23 protein-coding genes are annotated in these 23,977 nt (G+C 55.9%); 13 read left to right on the top strand and 10 right to left on the bottom strand.

Annotated elements, in window-relative coordinates:
• Nucleotides 1-206: 206 nt before the first annotated feature.
• Nucleotides 207-1,367, bottom strand: coding sequence for a hypothetical protein (locus tag CGZ80_RS09360; protein WP_094413646.1), 1,161 nt, complete (start codon nucleotides 1,365-1,367; stop codon nucleotides 207-209).
• Nucleotides 1,368-1,769: 402 nt separating this feature from the next.
• Here CGZ80_RS09360 and CGZ80_RS09365 point away from each other — a divergent pair, with 402 nt between their 5' ends.
• Nucleotides 1,770-2,123: a hypothetical protein gene (locus CGZ80_RS09365; RefSeq protein WP_094413648.1), complete on the top strand. Its 354-nt coding sequence runs from the start codon at nucleotides 1,770-1,772 to the stop codon at nucleotides 2,121-2,123.
• A 42-nt stretch (nucleotides 2,124-2,165) separates the two neighbouring features.
• Nucleotides 2,166-2,993 carry a DUF6998 domain-containing protein gene (locus CGZ80_RS09370; RefSeq protein WP_094413650.1) on the top strand — a complete coding sequence of 276 codons (828 nt, stop codon included), beginning with the start codon at nucleotides 2,166-2,168 and terminating at the stop codon, nucleotides 2,991-2,993.
• A 689-nt stretch (nucleotides 2,994-3,682) separates the two neighbouring features.
• Here CGZ80_RS09370 and CGZ80_RS09375 read toward each other — a convergent pair.
• On the bottom strand, nucleotides 3,683-4,291 hold the full coding sequence (locus CGZ80_RS09375; protein ID WP_094413652.1) for a phosphatidylglycerophosphatase and protein-tyrosine phosphatase 1 family protein: 609 nt from the start codon (nucleotides 4,289-4,291) through the stop codon (nucleotides 3,683-3,685).
• A gap of 273 nt (nucleotides 4,292-4,564) precedes the next feature.
• Complete coding sequence (locus tag CGZ80_RS09380; RefSeq protein WP_233148330.1) at nucleotides 4,565-5,974, bottom strand: PQQ-binding-like beta-propeller repeat protein; 1,410 nt, start codon at nucleotides 5,972-5,974, stop codon at nucleotides 4,565-4,567.
• Nucleotides 5,975-6,352: 378 nt separating this feature from the next.
• Between CGZ80_RS09380 and CGZ80_RS09385 the strand changes: the two genes are divergently transcribed.
• From CGZ80_RS09385 to clpX, 5 genes are all read left to right on the top strand, one after another.
• A complete protein-coding gene (locus CGZ80_RS09385; protein WP_143543827.1) occupies nucleotides 6,353-7,483 on the top strand; it encodes a TlpA disulfide reductase family protein in 1,131 nt (376 codons plus the stop codon).
• A gap of 379 nt (nucleotides 7,484-7,862) precedes the next feature.
• Nucleotides 7,863-8,717, top strand: a complete 855-nt coding sequence (locus CGZ80_RS09390; protein ID WP_255407703.1) for a UbiA family prenyltransferase — start codon at nucleotides 7,863-7,865, stop codon at nucleotides 8,715-8,717.
• 99 nt (nucleotides 8,718-8,816) lie between these two features.
• Entirely contained in the window at nucleotides 8,817-9,662 is an 846-nt protein-coding gene (locus CGZ80_RS09395) for a sugar phosphate isomerase/epimerase family protein (protein ID WP_094413660.1), read from the top strand.
• Between the two features lie 202 nt (nucleotides 9,663-9,864).
• A complete protein-coding gene (locus tag CGZ80_RS09400) occupies nucleotides 9,865-10,149 on the top strand; it encodes a hypothetical protein (RefSeq protein ID WP_094413662.1) in 285 nt (94 codons plus the stop codon).
• A gap of 386 nt (nucleotides 10,150-10,535) precedes the next feature.
• Nucleotides 10,536-11,816, top strand: a complete 1,281-nt coding sequence (gene clpX / locus CGZ80_RS09405; protein ID WP_094413664.1) for an ATP-dependent Clp protease ATP-binding subunit ClpX — start codon at nucleotides 10,536-10,538, stop codon at nucleotides 11,814-11,816.
• A gap of 597 nt (nucleotides 11,817-12,413) precedes the next feature.
• Here the strand turns inward: clpX and CGZ80_RS27910 are convergent.
• The 4 genes from CGZ80_RS27910 to CGZ80_RS09420 all read right to left on the bottom strand — a co-directional run bounded on the left by CGZ80_RS27910 (nucleotide 12,414) and on the right by CGZ80_RS09420 (nucleotide 15,692).
• Nucleotides 12,414-12,557, bottom strand: coding sequence for a hypothetical protein (locus tag CGZ80_RS27910; RefSeq protein WP_158222631.1), 144 nt, complete (start codon nucleotides 12,555-12,557; stop codon nucleotides 12,414-12,416).
• 75 nt (nucleotides 12,558-12,632) lie between these two features.
• Nucleotides 12,633-14,015: a porin gene (locus tag CGZ80_RS09410; RefSeq protein ID WP_233148331.1), complete on the bottom strand. Its 1,383-nt coding sequence runs from the start codon at nucleotides 14,013-14,015 to the stop codon at nucleotides 12,633-12,635.
• 39 nt (nucleotides 14,016-14,054) lie between these two features.
• The gene (locus tag CGZ80_RS27915) at nucleotides 14,055-14,222 is read right to left on the bottom strand and encodes a hypothetical protein (protein WP_158222632.1); all 168 of its coding nucleotides are present in this window, start codon (nucleotides 14,220-14,222) and stop codon (nucleotides 14,055-14,057) included.
• Between the two features lie 174 nt (nucleotides 14,223-14,396).
• Nucleotides 14,397-15,692 (bottom strand): porin, encoded by a 1,296-nt coding sequence (locus CGZ80_RS09420; RefSeq protein WP_094413668.1) that lies wholly within the window; start codon nucleotides 15,690-15,692, stop codon nucleotides 14,397-14,399.
• Nucleotides 15,693-16,324: 632 nt separating this feature from the next.
• Here CGZ80_RS09420 and ftsY point away from each other — a divergent pair.
• From ftsY to CGZ80_RS09445, 5 genes are all read left to right on the top strand, one after another.
• Complete coding sequence (gene ftsY / locus CGZ80_RS09425) at nucleotides 16,325-17,227, top strand: signal recognition particle-docking protein FtsY (protein WP_409994539.1); 903 nt, start codon at nucleotides 16,325-16,327, stop codon at nucleotides 17,225-17,227.
• 47 nt (nucleotides 17,228-17,274) lie between these two features.
• Complete coding sequence (locus CGZ80_RS09430) at nucleotides 17,275-17,856, top strand: tRNA-(ms[2]io[6]A)-hydroxylase (RefSeq protein WP_094413672.1); 582 nt, start codon at nucleotides 17,275-17,277, stop codon at nucleotides 17,854-17,856.
• Nucleotides 17,857-18,164: 308 nt separating this feature from the next.
• Complete coding sequence (locus CGZ80_RS09435; RefSeq protein ID WP_094413674.1) at nucleotides 18,165-19,181, top strand: hypothetical protein; 1,017 nt, start codon at nucleotides 18,165-18,167, stop codon at nucleotides 19,179-19,181.
• A 119-nt stretch (nucleotides 19,182-19,300) separates the two neighbouring features.
• Nucleotides 19,301-20,245, top strand: coding sequence for a hypothetical protein (locus tag CGZ80_RS09440; RefSeq protein WP_094413676.1), 945 nt, complete (start codon nucleotides 19,301-19,303; stop codon nucleotides 20,243-20,245).
• A 14-nt stretch (nucleotides 20,246-20,259) separates the two neighbouring features.
• Nucleotides 20,260-20,655 carry a hypothetical protein gene (locus CGZ80_RS09445; protein ID WP_094413678.1) on the top strand — a complete coding sequence of 132 codons (396 nt, stop codon included), beginning with the start codon at nucleotides 20,260-20,262 and terminating at the stop codon, nucleotides 20,653-20,655.
• 19 nt (nucleotides 20,656-20,674) lie between these two features.
• On the opposite strand, the gene CGZ80_RS09450 is transcribed toward CGZ80_RS09445, so the two are convergent.
• Nucleotides 20,675-21,457, bottom strand: a complete 783-nt coding sequence (locus CGZ80_RS09450) for a hypothetical protein (protein WP_094413680.1) — start codon at nucleotides 21,455-21,457, stop codon at nucleotides 20,675-20,677.
• A 136-nt stretch (nucleotides 21,458-21,593) separates the two neighbouring features.
• Here CGZ80_RS09450 and CGZ80_RS09455 point away from each other — a divergent pair, with 136 nt between their 5' ends.
• Entirely contained in the window at nucleotides 21,594-21,845 is a 252-nt protein-coding gene (locus CGZ80_RS09455; protein WP_094413682.1) for a hypothetical protein, read from the top strand.
• 98 nt (nucleotides 21,846-21,943) lie between these two features.
• Here CGZ80_RS09455 and CGZ80_RS09460 read toward each other — a convergent pair whose 3' ends face one another.
• Together CGZ80_RS09460 and CGZ80_RS09465 are read right to left on the bottom strand one after the other, a co-directional pair.
• Nucleotides 21,944-23,170, bottom strand: a complete 1,227-nt coding sequence (locus tag CGZ80_RS09460) for a M20 family metallopeptidase (protein ID WP_094413683.1) — start codon at nucleotides 23,168-23,170, stop codon at nucleotides 21,944-21,946.
• A 124-nt stretch (nucleotides 23,171-23,294) separates the two neighbouring features.
• On the bottom strand, nucleotides 23,295-23,792 hold the full coding sequence (locus CGZ80_RS09465) for a Crp/Fnr family transcriptional regulator (protein ID WP_094413685.1): 498 nt from the start codon (nucleotides 23,790-23,792) through the stop codon (nucleotides 23,295-23,297).
• Nucleotides 23,793-23,977 lie beyond the last annotated feature (185 nt).

Genomic DNA, 23,977 nt, shown 5'->3' on the forward strand with positions numbered 1-23,977 from the left:
ATCCATCATCCAGCTAAGCAAGCTGAATTGGAACCACGACTCTCGAAGTGCAACAAACGGTCGCTGGGCCTCTGCCGCGATTAGCTGGCTCGTTCAGGATCGAGCAACTGAGTTCTGACCCAGAGTCGGCGCAGCGTGGTACCGAAGGCTCTCACTTTCATTCGGTGGCTGGTGCGTTGGCGATGGCTAATTTGATCTGCGACAAGCTAGTCGAAGCAGGCCGCCGCGATTGCTTGGCCGCGATGATACTGCCGGCCTGTTTGCTTTGCGTGCTCTTGCATGGATTCTGGGCTGCCGATGCACGAGGCCTTGCCGAAGAACTTGGGCCAGTGCCAAACCAAGTCGCGCCACATCGAAACATCGATCCCGAGTTGGCCCAGAATCTTGGCCAATGATTTCGGGACCTTCGCCGACATCCCGTCGACACTCTGCTTCGCCGTCCAGCGAAGCAGTTCCCAGTACGCCTCCCAATCCACATTCAAGAATCCCCGGTCACTGCTGCGTACGCCTTCGGTATGGACTTCGGCGTCATCAGAAAGCTTGTCGGGTTTCAGTCTTAGGGGGCTGAGCCAAGCGTCGCGCCGGATGCGTTTCCCTGTCGGATTCTTACGGCTTTGCTTTCGCTTTTCGCGCAGTTCATCGACTGGTGTTTCGCGGATCTCCCGCCCCGCCTCTTCGGTGCTCACTGGCTTGAGGTCAAACGCGGCCGATGGGATCAGCTCGCCGCGTTTTGATTTCGCCCGATCGTAAGCACTTGTGTGGGGACATTGGTCGGGACTCTCTGCCATCGCCGCACGGACCGGATTGAGATCAACATACATGGCACAGGCCAATAAGCCAGCCTCATCTACAATCCGCTGCGCTTTAAAGCGTCCTTCCCAGAACCGCCCCGTGCAGTCATCTTGCTTGTTCGCCATCCGTGCGATCGGTTCTGACAAGGCACGCATGAACCACGAGAGATCCGATAGGTGATCGCGGATCTGCTCGATCCGCTTGCGGTCCCGCACCAGCCTTTTGACATCGTTTTCGTTCGGTTCGGCGAGGTGTTCTTCCAGTCGTTTGCCGGGGAAGACACGCAGCCAGCGGATCGCGACTTCTTCGTCGGTCCACTGAGCACAGACATCCGGCCGGTTGCGGAGGATCTGATGCATATGATTGCTCATGACCGCATAGCTGAGCACATCAACGGCAAATACCGAGGCGAGCGCTTCGAGACGGCGGCGGATCCATTCTTTGCGAAAGGAATAGTCCTTCCCGGAAACGGGGTCGACGCCGGCGAGCCAAGCGCGGCGAACACACCGCTGCTGGATATGGACTATACAGACATCACCTGAGGTGAACTGTTCACATCGCTGAGGCCGAGGCATCGCACTCTCCTGTATGGGGGTGCGATCAATCTACCGGGCGAGCGGATCGAGTCAAGCATTTACTGGATGGCACCATCCGGCGTTTGAAAGTCCGCCGGCCCCTCCGGGGCGAGTCTGTGGTTCTCGTTGCGATCTCGGGGTTGCCACCCCGAGCTACCGACGCGGACTCCTCCGGAGTCAAGCCTGCCCCTAGTCGAAGTGCAATCACGCACCATGTTCGGGCATGGTTCCATTGGGGCGAGTGTTGAGTCATACCGCGCACGCCCCGGAGGGGCCGGCTTGGTTAGCGCGGGGCGGGAGCCCCGAGTTTTAAAAAACTCACCATGCAATCGCCCCGGAGGGGCCGGCGTCGCTACTACGATGATCCGTGGCCAACACGTATGATTGAATTTGCGATTTGCAATGTTCATTTTGCAATTTGCAATCCAATCCAACGGCAACGTTTTGGATGAGTGCAACGGAACCGTGGCTAGCGCCATGCGGCTAATGGGAGAGGTGGCTGCATTGTTGCGCGGCCTGTGTCTTATCAGCCGCATTCGCGCTAGCGAGCGGTTTCTTGTATGTGCCGAAGGTCCAGCCAACTACTTCGCGGGTTGGTATCGATTCGATGCAGAAGCTGCTCAACCAATTGGCAATGCCACGAAAGAATTGAATCCAGAGAGTTGGAATGGTTTGGGTTGGGTTAAGAATGTCGTGGATCAAACGCATTTTGAAGACACGTCGCTTTCGATGTTCCAAGGGACTTGGTCTGATTAGAAGACGTTGTTCTTGCTCCTTGATGTGACGGTTTTTGATTGGATGAATAGTTACAACCAGTTCGTGAGTGCGTTTGATGGCGTCGTCCGATTGCTGACTTCGAAAGAGATTAAGGACGAAATCAGCCAGCGTTTTGGAACGAATCCAGGAAGCGTTATCCCTTCGGATTTTTGCTACAACCGATGGAATAAGGGGGCCAACGACTCGCCGTTGTTTGTTCGGGTTGGGCAAGGCGAATACCGATACCTTGGGCCGGACGTCCCTCATACTTGCTTGGTCTATTGGCGACCGCGATGCGCTGTCGAAGATGTCGTTGTTGGAGAGCGGGTGAATGGAACGCTCACGTTGTACGATCAAAACCAGGGTTGCTCGGAAGCGAATTCAACTGACGTGTCAGAAACTACGTTGCCAGGAGTTTTGGCGTTAAGCCAAAGCCAGATCGAGTTGCTGTACGAAAAATACATGGAGATCTTGGCGTTGGAGGTCGGCGAATTCGGTTGCCAGCCAACGGAGACTCGGCATTTGTTGGGTAGGTTGGGAGAGTTTTATTGTGCTCGAATGGTTGATGGGACTTTGGCATCTCAAGTAAATCAAGCCGGGTTCGATGTGATTGGCAAGGACGGTCGCCGAATCAGTGTAAAGACGACTGCCCAAGTATCAGGGGTCGTTTCGATCAACGGGAAGACTGCGAATCGTGCCGACGATTTGATGGTTCTACGCTACACGAATGGCGAGTTTCGTGTTGTTTTCCACGGAGAGATAGGTATTGCGATTGATGCCGCACGGCCCTATCAAGAGAGTTTTGAACTCGATCTCAGCAGGGCCATCAAGTTGCCAACACGCATCGAGATGCTTGGTGAGCAGCAGTAGCAAGTCTGCATTGATTAGGTTTCCGCGACAGCTACAACGTGATTTTACCAATCCCGTGCCTCGCGCTGCTTCGTGATCAACACGCAAGATTCAATGGTCGATTTGCAATGTTCATTTTGCAATTTGCAATCCTGGCCATCGGCAACGTTTGGGATGAGTGCAACGGAACCGTGGCTAGCGCCATGCGGCTAATGGGGAGCAGTGGTAGAGAACGCTACTTTCGCGGAGCGAAAGGCGACACTCGAAAGTCAGCAGGATGCTAAGTGTCTTGATTCGCATCCAGAATGGAGCCAACGCAACGGGGGTTTGATTCGTCGCTGGTTTGTGAACAACACGCATGATTGAATTTGCGATTTGCAATGTTCATTTTGCAATTTGCAATCCTGACCATCGGCAACGTTTTTGATGAGTGCAACGGAACCGTGGCTAGCGCCATGCGGCTAATGGGGAGCAGTGGCAGTGAACGCTACTTTGGCGGAGCGAAAGGCGACACTCGAAAATCAACAGGATGTTAAGCGTCTTGATTCACATCCAGAATGGAGCCAACGCGACGGGGATTCAAATCGTCGCTGCTTCGTGATCAACACGCAAAATTCAATGGTCGATTTGACCGAGCCGGTGGATGCTGTGTTGTCGCACCGGAGGCTAGATGGGATGGATCGCTGGGATTTGTATTTCCCGGCGCTTGCTTATCCCGCGTTTTGATCTTCGCCACTGGTTGTTAGTGGCTCTTCTTCGATCGATGGAAACAACGCTGGTGTGTTGGCTTCGTCACGCAGCAACGCTTCGTACTGTTTGACGACGGGGCGTGAAGCGATATGAGGATTGCTGTGCGGGCGGGCGGCAAGCAAATGCTGTTGAGCTTGGTCGGGCGTCATTTGGCGATACTTCATCAGCCAGCAGACTGCCACGGTTGCACTGCGAGCACGACCGGCTTTGCAGTGGATGTACACGGTGTCGTTTTGCAGCTTGTACTTTTGGATGAATTCAACAGCCGCTTCGATATCACCTAACCTTGGGTGGGTGAAGTCTGTCGTCGGGATATGAAGTTGTTCGATGCCATGTTTGTGGTATTCGATCGTCGGACCGGCGTATTCTTCGCAGGTATTGACGACCGCGCGGACACCTTCGCCACGCAATCCGGCAACGTCTTTGCCGAACGGGTACGCACCAACAATGACGTGCTCGTCGATGCGGTCCCACCAGCGGCGGACGTGCAGCACCCTGGCAAGGAGGTAGTTCCAGCAGAGTGTGGGAGCGAAAACGGTGCGGGCGTAGAGGCGGGAAAGCAGCGGCATATTTGCGATTACGTGAAATCGATTCGGCGATCCGACCATTCTATCGCCGTCTGTTGTCAACGATAATTGCAACTTCGCGTAATCGACCCTGCAAATGCGTCATTTGTCCACTGTCACCAGGACGCTTGGCTTAGGTGACGCTATCGGCGTGATGCACGCCGATAGTAGGAAAGTTTTTGCTGGCAAGAGGAAACATCGATTGGGTGTTCTCTGTTGGACACCTCGGTCGAGTGCGTTCCAGCAAGTGACGTTCCAGCAAGTGACAGTCGCGAATTACTGTTTGCCGATGCAGTACAGAGCGCCACCGCTGCGCAAGTACAATTTTCCGTCGCTAATCGCAGGAGACGCGGCAAAGCCGGTGGAGTCGGTCAAGCGGTTTGTGGCGATCACATCCAGTTCTGGTGTGGCGGACACAATATGGCACTCGCCCTGATTGGTCGGGATGTAAAGTTTTCCGTCGGCGATGACTGGCGTGGCGTAGTCGATGTTTCCGAAGCCCCCGCGGCGCCCACCACGGCCACCCGATTCGCCACCGGAACCGCTGCTGCTCGGCAAACGCCGTTGTCCAACGCGGTCACCGGATTCGGCGTCATACGCCGAGATCACGCCGTCGCTGTAGACAAAAATGTGACCGTCGTAGGCAATCGGCGATGAAAAGCGGCCGGGAATGTTCGCGTCCCAAACGATATGCGTTTCGTTGACGTCGCCGCTTCCGCCGGTGCGGACGGCGACGGATTCGCCACCGCGTCCGCCGATCGCATAGACGATATCGCCGACAACGATAGGGCTGGCGGAGGTTGTGTTGTCAGTGGTTCCGCGGGAGTACCAGCGGAGTTTTCCGGTTTCAGGGTTCATGCCCCAGACTTCCCCGGGGACCATCAAGACCAAGTCGGTTCCTTCGTCGGACTTGGCCAAGTTTGGCGTGCTCCAGGAACCCGCAAGGCTGGCCGCTTCTGACTTCCAGGCTTCGTTGCCGGTTTCTGTATCGAAAGCGACCAGCGATTCACTTTCTTCTGATGCGGTAACGATCAGCAGTGATTTGTCACCGGATTGGTAAAGGATCGGGCTGGCCGCAGAGCCCCATTTTTGTGGACCACTGCCGGTACCGACGCTGCGACGCCACTTTTCGTTGCCGTCGAGGTCATAGGCGATGACACCGGACTTTCCCAGAAAAACAAAAACGTTTTTACCGTCACTGACCGGGGTGTGGCTGGCGTAGCCGTGCGAAGTGACACCTGGCGGGCTGTACGGATCTTCCGGCAACACGGCGTCGATTGTTTTCGTCCAGAGTTGGCTGCCCGAATTAGCATCGAAGCACGTCAGGTGCCGCTTGAGGTCGTCCATCTTTTCGTTCTCACCGCCGGTGCCGTAACCCGAATAGCTGGTGACGAAGACTTTGTCCGCGACAATGATGGGGCTGGAGACGCCTCGGCCGGGAAGGTCCGCTTTCCAGAGAATGTTTTCGTCATCGCCCCACTGCTCGACGAGGCCTTTTGCGTCTTGGGCGACCGAACTGCCGTGGGGGCCGAGAAATCGAGTCCAATCGGATGCTGATGCGATCGAAGCGGTTGCTCCGAGCAGCGAGCCGGTCAGGAGTGCGCCCATCAGTGGGGCGGCCAAAAGGGAAGTGAAACGACGTCGTGCCGAATTTCGGTTAGGACGACGACTGGCAATATCACTCATCGAATTCACTCCATGGCCAGTCGGACGCCGGCCGTTTGTGTTGGATGTGTAGGGGCGTTCGCATGGGACCGAGCGTTTCAGCGCTGCGCGACGGTGGGGCTTCGGGTAGCCGTGTGAACCCCGTCGATCGGGCAAAGTTCCGCGGAAAGTCGTTTCGGCGTGATCGTCTCGGTGCGGTGTCGCGAAGTTTGGCTTGAAAGCAAATTACGGCGGGAATGGCCGACATTTAGGCATCTTTCTTGCAGGGCACCCGAACGCGGGCATTGTCGTCTCCGTAGTGGAGAATTCGCGATAAAGCCGGCTCCAATTCGAGTCGGATCCTGCATTAGAATGCCAATTCCACAAACCGTCCAACCTGACTCCTACTGAGTGAACTCGATGAAACGTTATGCCTTAGCTCTCATCTGCTGCGCCGCGACGGCCGCGATGACGACGCGTCCCGCACAGGCGGAAGCCGATCTTGATGTCGGTTCAAAAGCCCCTTCGCTAGACATCGCCCACTACTACGAAGAAGGCGATGCCAAAGTAACGGACTTTAAAAAAGGCAACGTCTATGTTGTCGAGTTTTGGGCGACTTGGTGTCCGCCATGCGTGGCCAGCATGCCGCACCTCGCCGAATTGCAGCAGAAGTATCGCGGTGACAATGTGCAAATCGTCAGCATCAGCGACGAAGACGAAGAGACCGTTTCGGCCAAATTGAAAGAGCCCTATCCGGGGAAAGAGGAAACGTTCGCCGTCGTGACCTCGCCGTACACGTTGACCAGTGATCCAGACGGTTCGTCACACAAAGACTACATGCAAGCCGCTGGGCAAAACGGGATCCCCGCCGCGTTCATCGTTGGCAAGTCGGGGATCGTCGAATGGATCGGTCACCCGATGGAGATGGACGAACCGTTGGCCAAAGTGATCAACGATTCGTGGGATCGCGACGCGTTCAAGTTGGAGCGTGAGCAGCAGAAGCAGTTTGAAGAGACATTGCAGCAGTTCGCGATGTTGGCCGGACGTGGCAAAATCGAAGAGGCAGGCAAGATCCTTGAAGAGCAAATCGCCTCGGCGCCAAACGAAGAATTCAAATCCAATTGGATCAACATCCGTCACCAGTTCCGCTTGTTGACTGGCACCGCGGTCGAAGAAGACTTCGATCACTACCGCGGTCAGCTGAAAGAGCTGAAGGGGAATCCGCCTGCACTGTTGAACTTCGCGATGCAGTTGTACGGCATCGGCCAAAACGGTGGCGACCTGGGACCGTTGGTTGGCGATATCACTTCGGCACTGAAGGCCGAATCGGAGACCGCCGAAGTTGCCGAACAAAAGGCGGCCTGTTTTGAAGTGATGGCTCGCTACTTTGCGATGGAAGAAGACTACAAATCGGCAGTTGACGCACAGAAGAAGGCGTTGGAGTTGGCCGAAGGCGCTTCAAGCGCGCAAAAGCGTCGTTTGCAATTGCTGCTCGATGAACTACAAAGCAAGCTTGAAGGCGGCAGCGACGAAGCGCCGGTCGAAGAATAATTCGGCGGTCGGCGAATAGGCAGGGGCACCCTGCGTACGCGGTCGAACGACAAGGCACGCATTCAACAGATAAGGCACGGGCGACACGGGAATCAGAGATTCTCGGTGCCCCCGTGCCTTGTTTTATTGAGGCCCGTTGTATTGACTGAGCCACTGTGTCGTGTGTTCTTAACTGTGCGACAATGTGCTGCCGCCGAGTGGTTTGATTTGATTATTTCCTTGCCTGATTGATACGTTCTGGGATCCCCATGGCTGAGTCTGCTGCTAGTCCGTCGTCGCAATCGCCGACGTTGTTCGGTTGGATGCAATTGGTCCGTTTGCCGACCGTATTTACGATTTTGGCCGATGTCAGCGGCGCGTACTTATTGGTCGCGGGCGCTTGGTTTCCCCGGCGCGTTTTGCGATGGTTTTGTTGGCAGGCGTTTGTTTGTATTGGGCGGGGATGGTGTTGAACGATGTTTTCGACGTCGAGAAAGACCGCCGTGAGCGTCCACAGCGACCGATTCCGAGCGGTGCCGTTTCACTGTTTGCCGCCCGCCGCGCGGGTTGGGTTTTGTTGATCATCGGTGTGATCGTGGGGGCTGCCAGCGGTTATGTCGATGTTGGTGATGCGGTCGCAAGAACGTGGTTGCCTGCCGCGGTTTCGGTGGCGCTTGCGTGCATGATCGTTACTTATGACGGTCCGCTAAAGCCGACGCCGTACGCGCCCGCCGCGATGGGCGCCTGTCGCTTCCTCAGTTTTCTGTTGGGGGCTTCGGTGGTATTGCCGGTCGTCAATGGTGCCCCCGAGATCCCGCGATTTGTTTGGTCGGCGGCACTTGGCTTTGGGGTGTACGTGATGGGGATCACAACGCTGGCCCGCGATGAGGCAATGGGCGGTGACCCGACGAACCGTCGAACGGGGTTAGCATTGATCCTGATTGGGATCTTGATGTTGGCGTTTGCGCCGGGGTTGGCGACCAAAGAGCAGCAGCTCGGTTTGGCGGTTCGTCCCTCGGGGCAATTCGCAATCATGATGGTGCTGATTGCGGTTCCGGTGGTGATTCGCGCGGCCCGGTTGCAAGTCCGTTCTAGTCCGAAGGCGATCGGCATGACGATCCGAGCCGCTCTGTTGACGATCATTCCTTTCTCAGCCGCGTTCGCATTCTTGGGTGCGGGGCAGGAGTGGGGACTCGCCGTGTTTGCGTTGGTGGCGCCGGCGATCTTTCTGTCGGCAAAGTTGCAGGTGACTTAGTCCGACGAGTGAAACGACTCGGGTTTCATGCGATTAGCGGTTAAGATGGTTGCCGGCGGAGCGTTTTGTTTGACGGCATCGGTATGACCACAGGAACGCATGACCAAAGAAACGATGATCCCCGGGTTCCATTGCAGCAGTTTGGATTTCCATGATGTCATGGATCTGATACCGATCCTGGCCGAGATGGGGTTCGGTGCGATTGCGATCGCACCGCGACGTGGGGTCTGGGATCTGGGGTTGCCATGGTTTGAAAGCCGAACGGCAGAGATCGCCGCGATCAGCAAAGAGCATGAATTGCGAGTGGTGATTGATTTAGACTCGCCATTTTTGGATCGGCCGCGGCGGCCGGAGGGGTTCTCGCTGGCATGCGATGTGGCCGCGGAGCAACAGGCGGCGATGACCAAAGTCCAGCGGTGGATCGAAGCGACGGCAGAGATGAGCCCGCTCGCGATCACGTTTTCCACCGGCCGGGGGTGTGGGCAAAGCGAGGGGACGCTCGAGCGACTAGCCGCCGCGACGACTCCGCTGGCCGAACGCGCCGCAGCAGTGGGGACGTGCTTGGCGCTGCGACCGGTGACCGAGCATGCGATTCCGACGGTGGCCCACTTTGAGCGATTTGGGCAATGGGTTGGCAATGATACGCCACTTCGGCTGGCTGCGGATGTCGGGGAAATGGTCGTTGGCGGCGAGTTTCCGATCGGGGCGCGGCTGGCGAGGATGCAGCACCGTCTGAGCTGCGTCTATCTATGCGAGCCTGATTTGGAGCGTGGCGGTGACCAATCGTTTGGGCAGGGCGATATCGATATGGGCCGGGTTTGGGAGGTGATGACCCAAAGTGGATTTACGGGGCCGGTGATCTTTCGGGCATACGGACATGGCCGGACCGGATTGGCGTTGGCAGAGCAAGCTATTTCGGTGGTTCGCGAAAACGGCGGCAGTTAGTCGGCAGATAATTGTCGAAATCGGCGACCTCCCGACTAGAAAGCTTTCAAATCGCTGTTGACTGAAATTGCGTGAAACCCGAAAAAAGTGTTTCACACGGGCAAAACTGCTGGACCCGCCATCCTGGACACTCATATCATGCAGTGTTCGCGGATGAGCCAATTCGGGTGTCCTGAGAGCGTGTTAGAGATGAGCGGTAGTAATGGGATTGTTGAGTGATCCAGCATTGAAGGCTGGTCTTGCATTGCTGATTATGACCGTCCTGTCTGTGGCCGCATTTTTCCTCGTGGCAAGGTTGCGCGACTACACCAGTGGAGACTGGGAGCCGAGTGCTGACGAGCCTTTAAACTTGCAAGAAATGCGTTTGAAAGGTGACATCAGTGAAGAAGAATTCCGAACAATACAGGCAGCGTCTCGGACTCAATCCGGAGACGGCGAATTGGCCGAGGGTGTCGAATCGGATTCCGAGTCGAAACCGTCGGGTTGATCTGCCTGACCAAATGAACTGGACCTTCCATCGATCCGCTTTGTGGATTGATTGATCCATCGCCGGGACGCGAACACCTTTTCCGCAGTTGGCCCTCCCAATTTCAACTGGGCTATCGGCTTCGGAAACCATTTACCCAACTCGTTTACCAACCAGGGTTCAGGCATCCGTTATGGATGACTCCTTGTTGTCCCCTCCCTCCGGTCTTGACCGGTTTCGGACAACGATGAGGTTGCCTGGACATTGGGCCGAACCGTTCGAAAGCAGTTCTGTAACGTCTCGTATGATTTGACGGGATGCGTAGCGCCGGTGCGAATGGCAATCGCCTGGCAACTCCCTACGTAGTCAAATTAGATGAGGCTGCACGAACGCAATAGGAGTCGTTTATGCCCGTCAAGGATAACAACAACAGCACTCGCGGTAGTTCGTCGAACAAAAAGAACGCTTACTGTTCGTTTTGTCGAAAGAGCTATCGTGATGTCGGCCCGCTGGTCGAAGGACCTGGCGACGTTTACATCTGTGCCGAATGTATCGACCTTTGCCAATCCATTCTTGAGCAAGAGGAGCGCCGTCGTGGACCGAGCAAGAAACTCTTCAAAGAGATTCCCTCGCCACGCAAAATCGTCGAGCATCTCGATGAATACGTGATCGGCCAGTCGTCTGCCAAACGCGTTTTGGCTGTCGCCGTTCATAACCATTACAAACGTCTGACCAGCGGTTGGGAAGGCAACAGCGAAGTCGAGATCGAGAAGAGCAACATCCTGCTTTGCGGACCGACCGGAAGCGGCAAAACGTTGCTTGCACGATCACTCGCCCGCATGCTGGATGTCCCCTTCGCGATCGGTGATGCCACCACGTTGACCGAAGCCGGCTATGTCGGTGAAGACGTCGAAAACTTGTTGCTGAAGCTTCTGCATGCGGCTGACTTTGATGTCGAAGCGGCACAGCGCGGTATTCTGTACATCGACGAAGTCGATAAGATCGGAAAGACCGGCGGCAACGTCTCGATCACACGTGACGTGTCCGGCGAAGGCGTTCAGCAGAGCTTGCTGAAAATGCTCGAAGGCACCGTCGCCAACGTTCCACCTCAAGGCGGACGGAAGCACCCCGAGCAACAGTACATCCAGCTAGATACCAGCAACATTCTGTTCATCGTCGGCGGAACGTTTGTCGGTATCGAAGACATCATTCGCCAACGGCTCGGTCACAAGACCTTGGGCTTCGGCGAAGGTGCCGGAAAAGTCAACGAGCAGACACCTGCGGAGTTGGTCGCCGAAATCCAAGTGGAAGACGTGATGCAGTTCGGGTTGATTCCGGAACTCGTCGGCCGTTTGCCAGTGATTAGCTACCTGCAAGAGCTGGATGAAGAAGGACTCGTTCGAGTGCTCCGGGAGCCCAAGAACGCTTTGACGAAGCAGTTCCAGGCACTCTTCGAAATGGAAAACTGTGAACTCCATTTCACCGAAGGAGCATTGCACCAGGTTGCCCGCCGTGCCCTCGATAAAGGCGTCGGTGCCCGAGGGTTGCGTGGGATCCTGGAGGAAGTGATGTTGGACATCATGTACGATTTGCCCGATCAAGAACGCGGCAAGGTGTACACGATCGATGAAGACGTGGTCGCGGGCAAGTACAACTTGTTTCAGATGCCTACTACGAAGAGTGCTTGATCCGATTAGGTCAGCCCACGTCGGATCCTTCTAGCGGTCCCCACTTCCATTAACGATAGCGCCGATGGCCCCCCCGCCATCGGCGTTTTCTTTATTACGGCCGCAGTGCTTGTCGCAATCGTTTGGGTTGGGCGTCTCCCATCAGCCGCCTTCGCGCTAGAGAGCGGTTTCTTGATTGGATGCTTTCGGTGCAAGCCAATTAGCAATTTGCAATGTTCATTTTGCGATTTGCAATCGTTTCATCGTCGGTGATTTGAGGTGGTGTGCCGGAACCGTGGCTAGCGCCATGCGGCTAATTGGATGCTGTTTCGGTGCGAAGCGATTTGTAGTTTGCAATCGTTTCATCGTCGGTGATTTGGGGTGGTGTGACGGAACCGTGGCTAGCGCCATGCGGCTAATTGGATACTGTTTGATTGCCGCGATCGATTGGGTTGGGCGTCTCCCATCAGCCGCTTTCGCGCTAGCGAGCGGTTTCTTGATTGGATGCTTCTGGGTGCAAGACACTTTGCAATTTGCAATGTTCATTTTGCGATTTGCAATCGTTTCATCGTCGGTGATTTGAGGTGGTGTGACGGAACCGTGGCTAGCGCCATGCGGCTAATTGGATGCTTTCGGTGCGAACCAATTTGCAATCGTTTCGTCGTCGGTGATTTGGTGGTGGCGTGACGGGACCGTGGCTCGCTTCATGCGGCTCATTGGATACTGTTTTGCGGCCGCAGTGATTGCTGCGATGGTTCTCATCAGCCACAACAAAAAACGCACCGACCATTTCTGATCGGTGCGTTTTCGTTGCGGGAATCGCTTGGTCGGGTTCGACTAGAACATGAAGATCGAGTCGATGCCGAAGGTGGTTTGGTCGTCGCCTTTGTCCAGGCCGGCAACCATGTCGTCGTCCCAATCGAAGCGGATTTCGGGACGAACGATGACGTTGGCGTGTGGTTTGATATTCAAACCGAACGTCAGAGCGTAGATGTCGGTCTCGGTTCCGTAGTTGCTGAAGACACCTTCTTGGTTGTACCACTCGAAACGCCCGCCAGCGGCCAAGCAGTCGCTGATGGTGTAGATGAGGTACTGGTTGATGTCGAACGTGTTACGAACACCGTTGCCTTGGTAGTCTTCCGTGTCCAAGTAGTCGGTTTGGAAGATGTACTGCAGGTTGTCGCTCAGAGCAACGTCGGCAACGATCGAGTGCATGTAGCCTTGTTCGCTGGTGGTGCGGTCGTCTGCGAAACGGCCGGCAACGGTAGCGTAAGTGACCGAGACGTCGTCGCTAAGCGAAACCGAGATGCCGCCCAAGAACGCGTCGCCGTTGTCTTCGAAACCGCTATCCCAACCGAAGACGTATCCGCCGTAGACGGTGACATCGTCGCTGACGTTCAGCGTTGCCAGAGCACCCGTGTGGGTAAACGGCTCGCTGTTGTACATGGTGTAGGCGTGGCTATAGAAGAAGTTGTCCGGGGCGGTAACGACTTCCCATCCGATGATGGTGTAGAAGTGACCGACTTTCACGGACAGATCGCCGTAGCCAGCTTCGAGGTAAAGTTGTGGGATGGCATGACCGTAGTCGTTACCATTGTCCCAGCCGTTGTCCCAGTGATCGTTGTCGATGCCGAACGATTGGGTGTCGGGAGCATCGGTACCATAGATGTAATCGATGCGTCCGCCGATGTCGAAACCGCAGGAGGTGTCGATGGCCTTTTCGGCCCACAGCCAACCTTGGTGCAGTTGGAAATTATCGGGTCGGCTGTTGAACAACGGCAGGGCGTTGTTGTGGTAGCCCATTTGAACCCAGCCGCCGGCTGAGATTCCGCAGGCTTCACCGAACAGGCTGAAGGGATCGCCTAGTTCGCAATTTCCGAGCTTGCCACCGAACAGTCCTGCGCCACAGCCACATCCGCTGTCGCAACCACCGCCGCAGCTGCCGTCACAGGTAGCATCGAAACCGATGGATTCGCATCCGCAAGCGGGTTCCGCACAGCCACAATCGGCCGTTTCGATTCCGCAGCTAGGTGCTTCACAATCACAAGGCGTTTCACATCCGCACGTCACTTCGTCACAGCTGACCTGGGCGACTTGGCCCATCGCGCCGGGCGCGGCTTGGTAAACAGCTTGGTAGTTTCCGGCAGCGGGGCCACCGGCCATAGCGGTTGAGCCGAAGCACAACATCGCGAGAGTGGTGAATAACAATTTTCGTTTCATGGGTCTTCCTTTGAGTCCGCTCCGGAACGAATCCTTTCGTTACGGGATCTTGAACTTCGATCGGGTGTCATCGGAGTGCTTTCGCGGCACACCGACGACCGCTTCGTCCGCCTGGTGCGGGACGTCGATCGAGAGCCGCTTGATCATCTTCCACGAGATGTATCGGGATGATTGCGCCAAAAAATCTGATGATTTTGATTTTCGCATTTGCCCAGGTTTCGCTGTTTTAACACGCGGTGTTAATTCGTACCGGTCGCGTCGTGTTTGCATTCGCGAAAGAACTTGCCTGATCAGATGCAAGCAAAAAAAAAAACGGCCGCCCTTCGAATCCGAAGGGCGGCCGCTGGAGATGATGATCAGGCTGCTAAGCGAGGAAGTCGCTTAGAACATGAAGATCGTGTCAACACCGAAGGTGGTTTGATCGTCGCCATCTTCTAGGCCGGCAACCAAGTCGTCATCCCAATCGAAGCGGATTTCGGGGCGGACGAGGACGTTGGCGTGTGGGCGATAGTTGACGCCCATGGTCAGAGCGTAGATGTCCGAATCGACACCAGCAGCGGTACCGTTGAGGAGGTTTCCTTCAACGTTGTACCACTCGAAGCGACCGCCGACGGCCAAGCAATCGCTCAGGGTGTAGATCAGGTACTGGTTGATATCGAACGATTTGCGGTTCAGCGTACCGGCGTTGTCTTCCGTATCGAGCAAGTCGGTTTGGAAGATGTATTGCAGGTTGTCGCTCAAAGCAACGTCAGCAACGATCGAGTGCATGTAGCCTTGCTCGGTCGTGATGCGGTCGTCCGCGAAACGTCCAGCAACAGTAGCGTAGGTAACGGTCAGGTCGTCGCTCAGAGCAACCGACAATCCGCCCAAGAAGGCGTCGCCGTTGTCTTCGAAACCGCTGTCCCAACCGAAGACATAGCCACCGTAAGCGGTGACCGAGTCACTCACGTTGTAGGTAGCCAAAGCACCGGTGTGAGTAAACGGCTCGCTGTTGTACATGGTGTACGCGTGGCTGTAGAAGAAGTTGTCCGGGGCGGTAACGACTTCCCATCCGATGATGGTGTAGAAGTGACCCATTTTAACGGACAAGTCGCCGTAGCCGGCTTCCATGTACAGCTGAGGAATGGCGTGACCGTAGTCATTGCCGTGATCCCAACCGTTGTCCCAGTGATCGTTGTCGATACCGAAAGATTGGGTATCGGGTCCATCGGTACCGTAGACGTAATCGATACGTCCACCGATGTCGAAACCGCACGAGGTATCGATTGCTTTCTCGGCGTACAACCACGCTTGGTGCAGTTGAACGTTGTCGGCGCGGCTGTTGAACAAAGGCAGAGCTTTGTCGTGGTAGCCCATTTGGACCCAACCACCAGCGGTCCAACCGCAGTGCTCGCCGAACAGCGACCATTGGTCACCAAGGCAGCAGTCGCTAAGCAGTCCTGGCAACAGCGAACCGGTTCCGCAACCGCATGCCGAATCGCATCCGCCGTCGCAAGCGTCTCCACAAGGGTCGCAACCAGCATCGACGGCTTCGCAACCGCAAACTGGCTCGCCGCAGTCGCACGCGGCCGCACAGTGAGAAACCAATTCAATCGAGTCGTTTGCGCTGGCGGTCATGCTGCTCGTGTAAGACGCGCAGGCAATCGCAGCCAGCATGGCAATTTTGCTAAGCTTCATCGCTTTAAATTCTCCCGAATTCCATTTTCTGGGTGTGATAAAAGGGCAGGGCAACAACGAGTAACGCCCGCGACCAAGGTACGCGGGCCGTTGCGACCCTCATTTGGTCGGGCCAGCACCTCTCCGAACATTCGTGTGTCCTTTCGTCCCCCGCGGTTTCGCAAAATTGCCAATCCGTGGATGCTCAAAAAGAATTCGCTGTTGGAGCTGCGACTTGACCTTCTGACGCGTCGCCTCTGTCGTCACCAGCCTTATCGGGAAGCCGGGGGACTCTTTTGGTCTTAAAACGAATGAATTGTGAAGGCTGAAAACTTCCGCGGTCCGCGTGATCTGCCTACGTAAACGGGACTGATCAGCTAGACTTTTCCGATTGCGGCGGCTTACGCCGCTATGGCATCTGCGAGGTACTTGGCGTGACCGAAATTGGACAGCAAAGTTCTCACCGGTATCGCAATCGCGGGTTTTTAGCCAAACTTGAGGCACCTCCATTCGGCCCCCGAGTTTCATAGTAGATCTCTCCCATGGCATTTTGGCGTTCAAAAAAACAGTCCGAAGAATCCACCGCATCTCAGCCCACCGCCGAAACGTCGGGTGCGGCGGATAGTCGATTGGGGAGTCCCGAGGGCGGATTGATGGGACGGTTCCGCAGCGGGCTCGAAAAGACTCGTCGAGCACTGAACACCGACATCCGGGATCTGTTTAAAGACGAAGGCCGATTGGTCGACGACGAATTCTTGGGGGAACTGTTTGCGAAACTGATTCGCACCGATATGGGCGCCGGACCCGCCGAGGAATTACGCGACGAAATCGCCAAGAAATTCCGTGGCCGCAAGGTCCAGCTGGCCGACGTGGTCGAGTCGATCACCGAGCAGACCCGCGAGATGCTGCGTCAGGACGAGGCTCCATTAAAAATCGGTGAAAAGCCCAGCGTTGTCTTGGTCGTCGGGGTCAATGGAAGTGGCAAAACAACGTCCATCGGGAAAGTGGCTAACTTCCTGGCCACCAGCGGTAAAAAGGTCGTTCTTGGTGCCGGAGATACCTTTCGCGCCGCTGCGGTTCAGCAGCTGACCATTTGGTCCGAGCGGATCGGCTGTGACATCGTGACGGGTAAGCAGGGCGTTGATCCGGCGAGCATTGCCTTTCAAACCGTCGACAAAGCGATCGAAATTGGCGCCGATGTTGCGATCATCGATACCGCGGGACGTTTGCAAACGCAGTCCAACCTGATGCAAGAATTGCAAAAGATCCGTCGCGTTGTCGAAAAGAAGCTTGGTCGCGAGCCCGACGAGGTGTTGTTGGTCCTCGACGCAACCGCGGGCCAGAACGCACTGAGCCAAGCGAAAGGCTTCAGCGAAGCGGCCGGATGCACAGGAATCGTGCTGGCCAAGCTCGATGGCTCGGCTCGCGGCGGTGTGATTCTGCCGATCCGCCGTCAGTTCTCCTTGCCGGTGAAGTTTGTCGGACTTGGCGAAGGGATTGACGACATTGCCAAGTTCGATGCCGATAGCTTTGCCAAAGCCTTGTTCGCCGATTGATCTTTCTGGCGGTGATCTGTTGCCGCTCTCGCTAGACGAGTTCTCTGATGTTGCACCTACAATCTGAATCGACCACCCGGTGGCTGTCTCAAGTCGACGAGCACTTGGACGAAGTCCTTATCGACCACGCGCACTGTGAGCGCAAAGCGGCGTCGACCGCGATGAGCTTGATGAATTCCTACACCGAAAATCGCCAATTGTGCGAAGAGATGGCCAGGATCGTCGAAGAGGAGCTCGAACACTATTTCATGGTCTTGGACGTCCTGGAAAAGCGTGAGATCCCATTTCGGCGTCTGCAAACGGGGCACTACGGTCGCGAACTGAATGCATTGTGTCGTCCACAGGAACCGCATCGCGCGGTGGATCGATTGCTGATCGCGTCTTTGATCGAAGCCCGCAGTTGTGAACGGTTTCGATTGTTGGCCGAACACGTGCGTCCTCGCGACGAAGAGTTGGCCGAGTTTTATGCAGGGCTATTCGAATCAGAAGCTCGCCATCACACGACCTACGTCAAACTTGCCGAGCACTTTGCGGATCGTCAATCCGTGATGACGCGTCTGGACCAACTGTCCAGTGACGAAACGGCGATCATTGCCAAGGGCAGTTCGCTGGCGCGAATGCATAGCTAGACGTCGATTGTTTCACGCTGACGCGATCAAGTGATCGGTGTCAGCGCATCGCACCTCGACAGTCCGTGTGTTTCACGACGTGGACGGAAACAGCTTGCGGTGATTTCACCGGTTATCGGCGGTGAAGACGCGACTTGTCATTGGGTTGGGCCACCGCAATGATCTTGGTGCGGGCGACGGAAAACGACGCTCGCACGAACCCATACGCAAAAAAACTGTTCGACAACAAACGATCAAGGGAACTGATCGCGATCCAAAAACGGAATGACTCCGGATGACGTCGATGACGATTTCAGGAGTCCCGCAAAATGGATATTCAATTCGCGAGAAGCGTTTCGCTGTTTGTTGTGCTTTGTGTTTCGCAGTGCCAAGGGGTGCAGTGCCAAACGGTTTTGGGCAACGGACCGAGCGTGCGATTTGATATGCCCGCGGTCGTCCCCGCAATCGATACCGGGGTCAGTCCGTCGCACCGTGAAGTCACGATCGCATTTCCCCTTTCTTCGTTGATCGTCAACGATTCGAGCCGCGGGGCTTTGGTGCCGCCGATCGATCACTTGTTGATTCGATGTTCGATGCGCGATCAATATCCCGTTGTGGGGTTCTTGCCCAAAACTGAACTCGAAACCGACTATGCCGGTCCGATCGCGGTGACACAGAAACGCGAGACCTCGGACAACGTTGGACTGAATGTCGATAGCGCTTACCATCCGTTCGGTGCCGGACATTTGGGCGCGGATTCGAGCGACAAGGATTCCAATTCGTCGCAGTACAGCAAACATGCCCCGATGCAAGCGGTGGTCGCATCGGGAACGACCGACCGTGGACGTGGCGTTTATTTCAAGCTGCGTTGGACATCGCAGCAAGTGCTCGAAGGCGAAAAGGTCTTTCAGGTTTCGTTTGCCGTGCCGAACGGATGGCGGGGCGGATTGGTCGATGTCAGCGTAGTTGCCAAGACGACCAGCAAGTCCCTGTTCCGCGAGGACAAACTCGAAGATCTTACTTCGCAGCAATTCGTCGTCGCGGTTCACCAAGAAAGTGATATGAAAGCGGCGGCGCTCGCGATGCGGTTGGCCGACTTGGATCACAAGTTGGCCGAGATGTCACGATCGGACGTGGGAGCGGCGACGCTCGCCGATTGGATTCGTCAAACATTCGTTCCGATGGCGGATCGCAAAAGCCATCGAGAGGGATCCGCAAAGTGGTACCGCCGTGTTGTCGATGGTGACGCGGATCCACACATGGACAAGGAACTCGCCAAGCTGCCGATGCCGGTACGTGTCACGGTGCTCGACTACGCCGATGCGTCTCGAAGTCTGACGCAATGACGCGGGACCGTTGACACGGATTACTGCCTTCCGGCATCCCTGGTACATTTGTAGCGTGCCGGCGGCAAGTGCGAGCGCCGCCTTTATCGCAAGACGCTACTAATCCATCTGACGGTTCTATGACTGATTCGCAACAAGACGACATCGGACGCGAAGTCGACGCGGCCATGCGGATGTTCGAAAAATCGAAAGTCGGCGAAGCTGCCGCGATCACACCCATTCGGCCGTCGCGCGTGTTGTTGGTGTTGGACGGTTCGCCTCAAGATAAAACTGGCATCGAGTCAGCGGTTTACCTGCGAGAGCAGTTCAATACCGAGACATTGATCCTGGACGCTCGAGTCTCGATCGACGCGGATCTCGCATCACAGGCGGTGGAGCATCTCACGGGATCGCGTTCGATTTCGGCGCAGGGTGAGGAGTCGTACGACAAAATCCTGGCCGCCTTGTCGGCGCACGAGGTCGACTTGGTCATCGTCCCCTGTCCATTTGGGCGTGACTTTGACAAGGTCGGAACGGACAGCGCAGGCACGGTGATCGACGTGCTATTGTCGCGTTGTTCGGCGGCGATGTTGGTGACACGCCGCAGCGATCAATCGCTTGCCAACTGCGCATCGCATGTTGCCGTCGTGGTAGGCAGCGAGTGCGACGTGATCTTTCGATCCGCCGCATGGGCATTCGGGTTGTCCGCCGAATCGTCGACCGTCGATTTGAATTTGGTCGTCGAGAAAGAACAGTTTGAAAACATTCGTTCGATCGTCGAGGCGTTGTCCGATGGGACGACTTTGGATACAGAAGCCTTTACCGAGGCACTTGCCAAAACCCATCAATCGATTCACCAAGCGATGGCAAAGACGGCAACCGAATTGGGGCGGAGTTATCACCTGCGACCGTTGGCGGGTGAATTGTCACCGCCGAATCCGTTGCAAAACCAAGACAAGCTGTTGATCGTGCTGCCACTGGAGGTCGACGACCGTTACGGGCAGGGGTTTGCGCACGATCGTATTCGCCGCAGCCCACACCCGGTGCTGGTCGTCCCAGGACATGTTCAACCAGAACCACTTTAAGGACAAAACGATTCATGAATATCGGTCATGTGAGTTTGCTAAACGCGATCGTGTTGATCACGTTTGGGCTTTGGGCCTACTTCGGCTCGGAGACACCGTCGCCAACTGCGTTTATTCCGGTTGTCTTCGGCGGAATCTTGCTTGCTTGTAATCCTGGCGTACGAAGCAAGAATAAAACCGTTGCCCACGTAGCGGTCCTGGCAACGTTGTTGATCCTGTTGGGGTTGATCATGCCGCTGAAAGGCGCGATCGGGCGTGGCGACACGTTGGCGATCGTACGTGTCGTCGTGATGATGCTTTCAACCGCTTGGGCGTTATACGCCTTTATTCAGAGCTTCATCGAAGTCCGAAAACAAAGAACCGCCGAAGCGACTTCGGCGGTTCAGGATGATTCGTCTTCAACGCAGTAGCGGCGATGGCTGTTTGCTGCTAGCGGTACAGCGAGAACGCAGGGACGGTCGCGATCGTGGATGGTGTGCTCGCGCCTGGTGCGGCGTAGGGATCTGACGGCATCAAGACGTTCGTCCGCATTCCACTTTGTGTGGTGTTTCGCATCGGCGGCGCGCTGGTGGCTCGTCCGACGGTGTTGCTGGCGACCATTGCTGCTGGCGTGTTGCTCACCGAAGCACGATTGACCGGCACGCTGGCAAGACTGCTGGCATTATTGTTCATGGGCACCAAACGCGATGCGACGTCGGAACCAACTTGCGGGCGGTCATTGCCGCGAGCGACCAGTTGCAGGTCTTTTTCGTAGTTGGTTTCGTAGCGAGTGATGCGGTGTGGGACGTCGCGTTTTTCGGCGACATATTGGGTGCTGTACGTGGTGCGATCGACGACTTCGTTGCGGGCTTGCCAATGTGTCACAGGGACCTGGCGGTAAGCAACCGTCGGTTGGCGGAAGGGGTTCCAGCGACCTTCTAGATAAGGCATCCAGTGGATCTGCGTGACCGGTGAATAACTGGTCCGATACTCGGGACGCGTCTCTTTGACGGTTTGCGGCCGATAGTACGTTTGGGTTTCAATTCGCTCGTCCACGACCGGACGGACGACCTGGCGGGTCGTTTCCCGATAGATGTCTCCCGTGTTGGGATCCTCTTTCATTTGGGTGGCAACAATTTGTCCATGGGCTGATGTGCCGATGCCAGCAATGCTAGCGGCGACAACACATCCAACTGCCAACCCACGCAACAATTCCGTTTTTTGAACGTTCATGCTCGATTTCACTCCCCGCCGGATTCCTTCCCAGCGTCAATCCTTCGTTTAAGACAAGAACAGGATTTGCTTCCTTCCCAAAATCGGATTAACTGTTACCCAACTCGAACAATACCCGGCAGGGTCTGCAAAATTGATGATCGACGAAAAGCTTTTGAAGTGGGTGCGATGCCCGATCACCGGGCAAAATCTGCATCCGGCGGACGATTCTCTACTGACCGCGTTGAACGAAAAAATTTCAGCGGGGGACTTACGCGATCGCTCCGATCAGCTTGTTGGCGAAAGCCTGCAGGGGGGATTGGTCAGCGAGAATGCTGAGTATTTGTATCCTGTTCGCGGAGGAATACCCAGCTTGGTTGCAGACGCGGCAATTGAGCTTGGCGACTGATTGGTTCGGTATCTGGATTCAATCGCGGGGTGTTTTGCGTTCGATCCGATGGCACTTGCGAAGTCAGTCGTCATAGTGATCGACCCGATGTCCAGTGTTTAACCACAGGTCCAGTGTTCGATCGCGCGCTGGTACAGATCGATGCCCTGTTGCAGTTGATCGATCGAGATCCATTCGTCGACCGTGTGAGCTTGCGAAATGCTGCCGGGCCCGATAATCATCCGATGGCTCAGTTCATTCCAGACTCCGCCGTCGGTCGCGTAGCTGACCGTTTTCGCTTGGCTTTGTGAAAGCAGTTCCATCGATTTGATATGCGGGTTGTCGGGCGAGGTCCACATCGGACCACAGCCATCGATCATTCGAACTTCAACGGCGTTGGCCTTAGCGACCTCGGCGACTTCGGCAACCAAGGCTTTGCCATCGATCTCGGGCATGGTACGAAAGCTGATCCAGGCATCGCTCCGGTCGGGAGTAATGTTGATCGCGCGAGCGTGGTCGCTGACACCAAAATTCCAAGACAAGGTTGGTGGCGTAAATCGATCGTCAAGAAGCGATTCGTCGGTTCGGGTGCGCTGGCAGATTTCGAAGATCGTTTGCAGCACCGGCACCATCGCTTCGTTCGCGTTGACGCCGAGAGCGGTCGCGCTGTGCCCGGCTTTGCCTTTTGCGTGCAGCTTGATCCCGCCGATGCCTTTGTGTGCGTGGACAACTTGCAACTCGGTCGGTTCACCAATGATCGCGACCGGGTCATGTGCGACCAGCGACTGAAACGCGGGGCAGTGCTGCGCGAGCTGTTTGGCGCCTTCGAAGCCGACTTCTTCGTCGGCGGTGCAAACCACCCACAGCGGCGCCGTCTGTTTGGATTGCGGGACACGTTCAATCGCTGCCAGCATTGCAGCCAGTGAGCCTTTCATGTCGCAGGCGCCGCGACCATAGATTCGGTCTTCGGTTCGAACTGCTTTAAAAGGATCGGCGTTCGGTGACGCTGGCTTCGGTGACGCTGGCGTGGGGCCTTTCCAAGACTGTGCCGGAACGACGTCGGTGTGACAAAGGTAAGCGAGTCCGATTGGCGAGCTATCTTGCGGCGAGTATTGTGAGCTTGGTTGGCGAACGGCGACCAAGTTCGATTTCGTCACACCATTGGGGTCTTGGTACTGCGAGGTGGTGACCGCAAAGCCCAGACTTTTCAGAAGAGCGGCGACATGCGCATTCGCGTCCACATTGCTCGCGGAGCTGACCGAAGGAAAGCGAATCAAATCCGTGAGATGGCGGATCGCAAGTTCGGTGGATGGATCGAAAGGACCTCCATGGGCCACGGACGTCATGAGAACTCAGGTGGGTAAGCGAGTGATCGATCGGGCTGGATCAATCGTAACGCTGTCGAATCATTCGATAAATGCCAGTTGCCCTCGGTTCGCCGTATCGCGAACACGAAATACTTGAGTCACGTCAGGCGTCATAGCGTAGTTCGTCATCGAACCACTGTTGCCCCAATTCTTGTTGGTATCGGAACAGGCGTTCGCCGGCGATTCGCAACCGGCGACTGACTTCGCGGCCGAGGTTCATCATCACCATCGCGTATTGTTCGGTGTCGACTTTGCAAAGTTTTGACAACGCGATGTAGGGCACACGCACGGTGCTGCAAGCTGTTTCCGCACGAACGGACGCGAATCGTTTTTGAAAGTCGATCAGTGACATCTCGCCCACACATCCCCCCGTTTCGACACGGGCGAGCACGATTGCTTGTCCGTTCCAGTCACGTTCGACGACGACGCTGCCGGACCGAATCACATACAGGCTGTCTCCAGGGTCGCCTTCGTAAAACAGAATTTCGCCTTGTGCGAAGTCGACTTCAGTGGACTGCTCGAGCAGGAAACGCAGGGTCTCCGGTTTGAGTCCGCCACAGATAGGAATTTTTTGGATCAGTTGGGTTTGTTCGAGCAGCATTGCCGTGGTCCGAATAGCCTGTTTCGAGCTTGGGGAATGTCGACGTCGGCAGCGATTGACGAATCACTGGTCACTCTATCGTCTCGGATTGGGCAGGGGGTGTCAAAGTTTTCCTGCAAAGGTGCGACATCCAGTGGCTTGGCCTTTGAACCCGCGACGGTTCATTGAATAAACTGGGAGGCTTA

The organism is Rhodopirellula sp. MGV (assembly GCF_002251265.1).
Taxonomy (GTDB): Bacteria; Planctomycetota; Planctomycetia; order Pirellulales; family Pirellulaceae; genus Stieleria; species Stieleria baltica_A.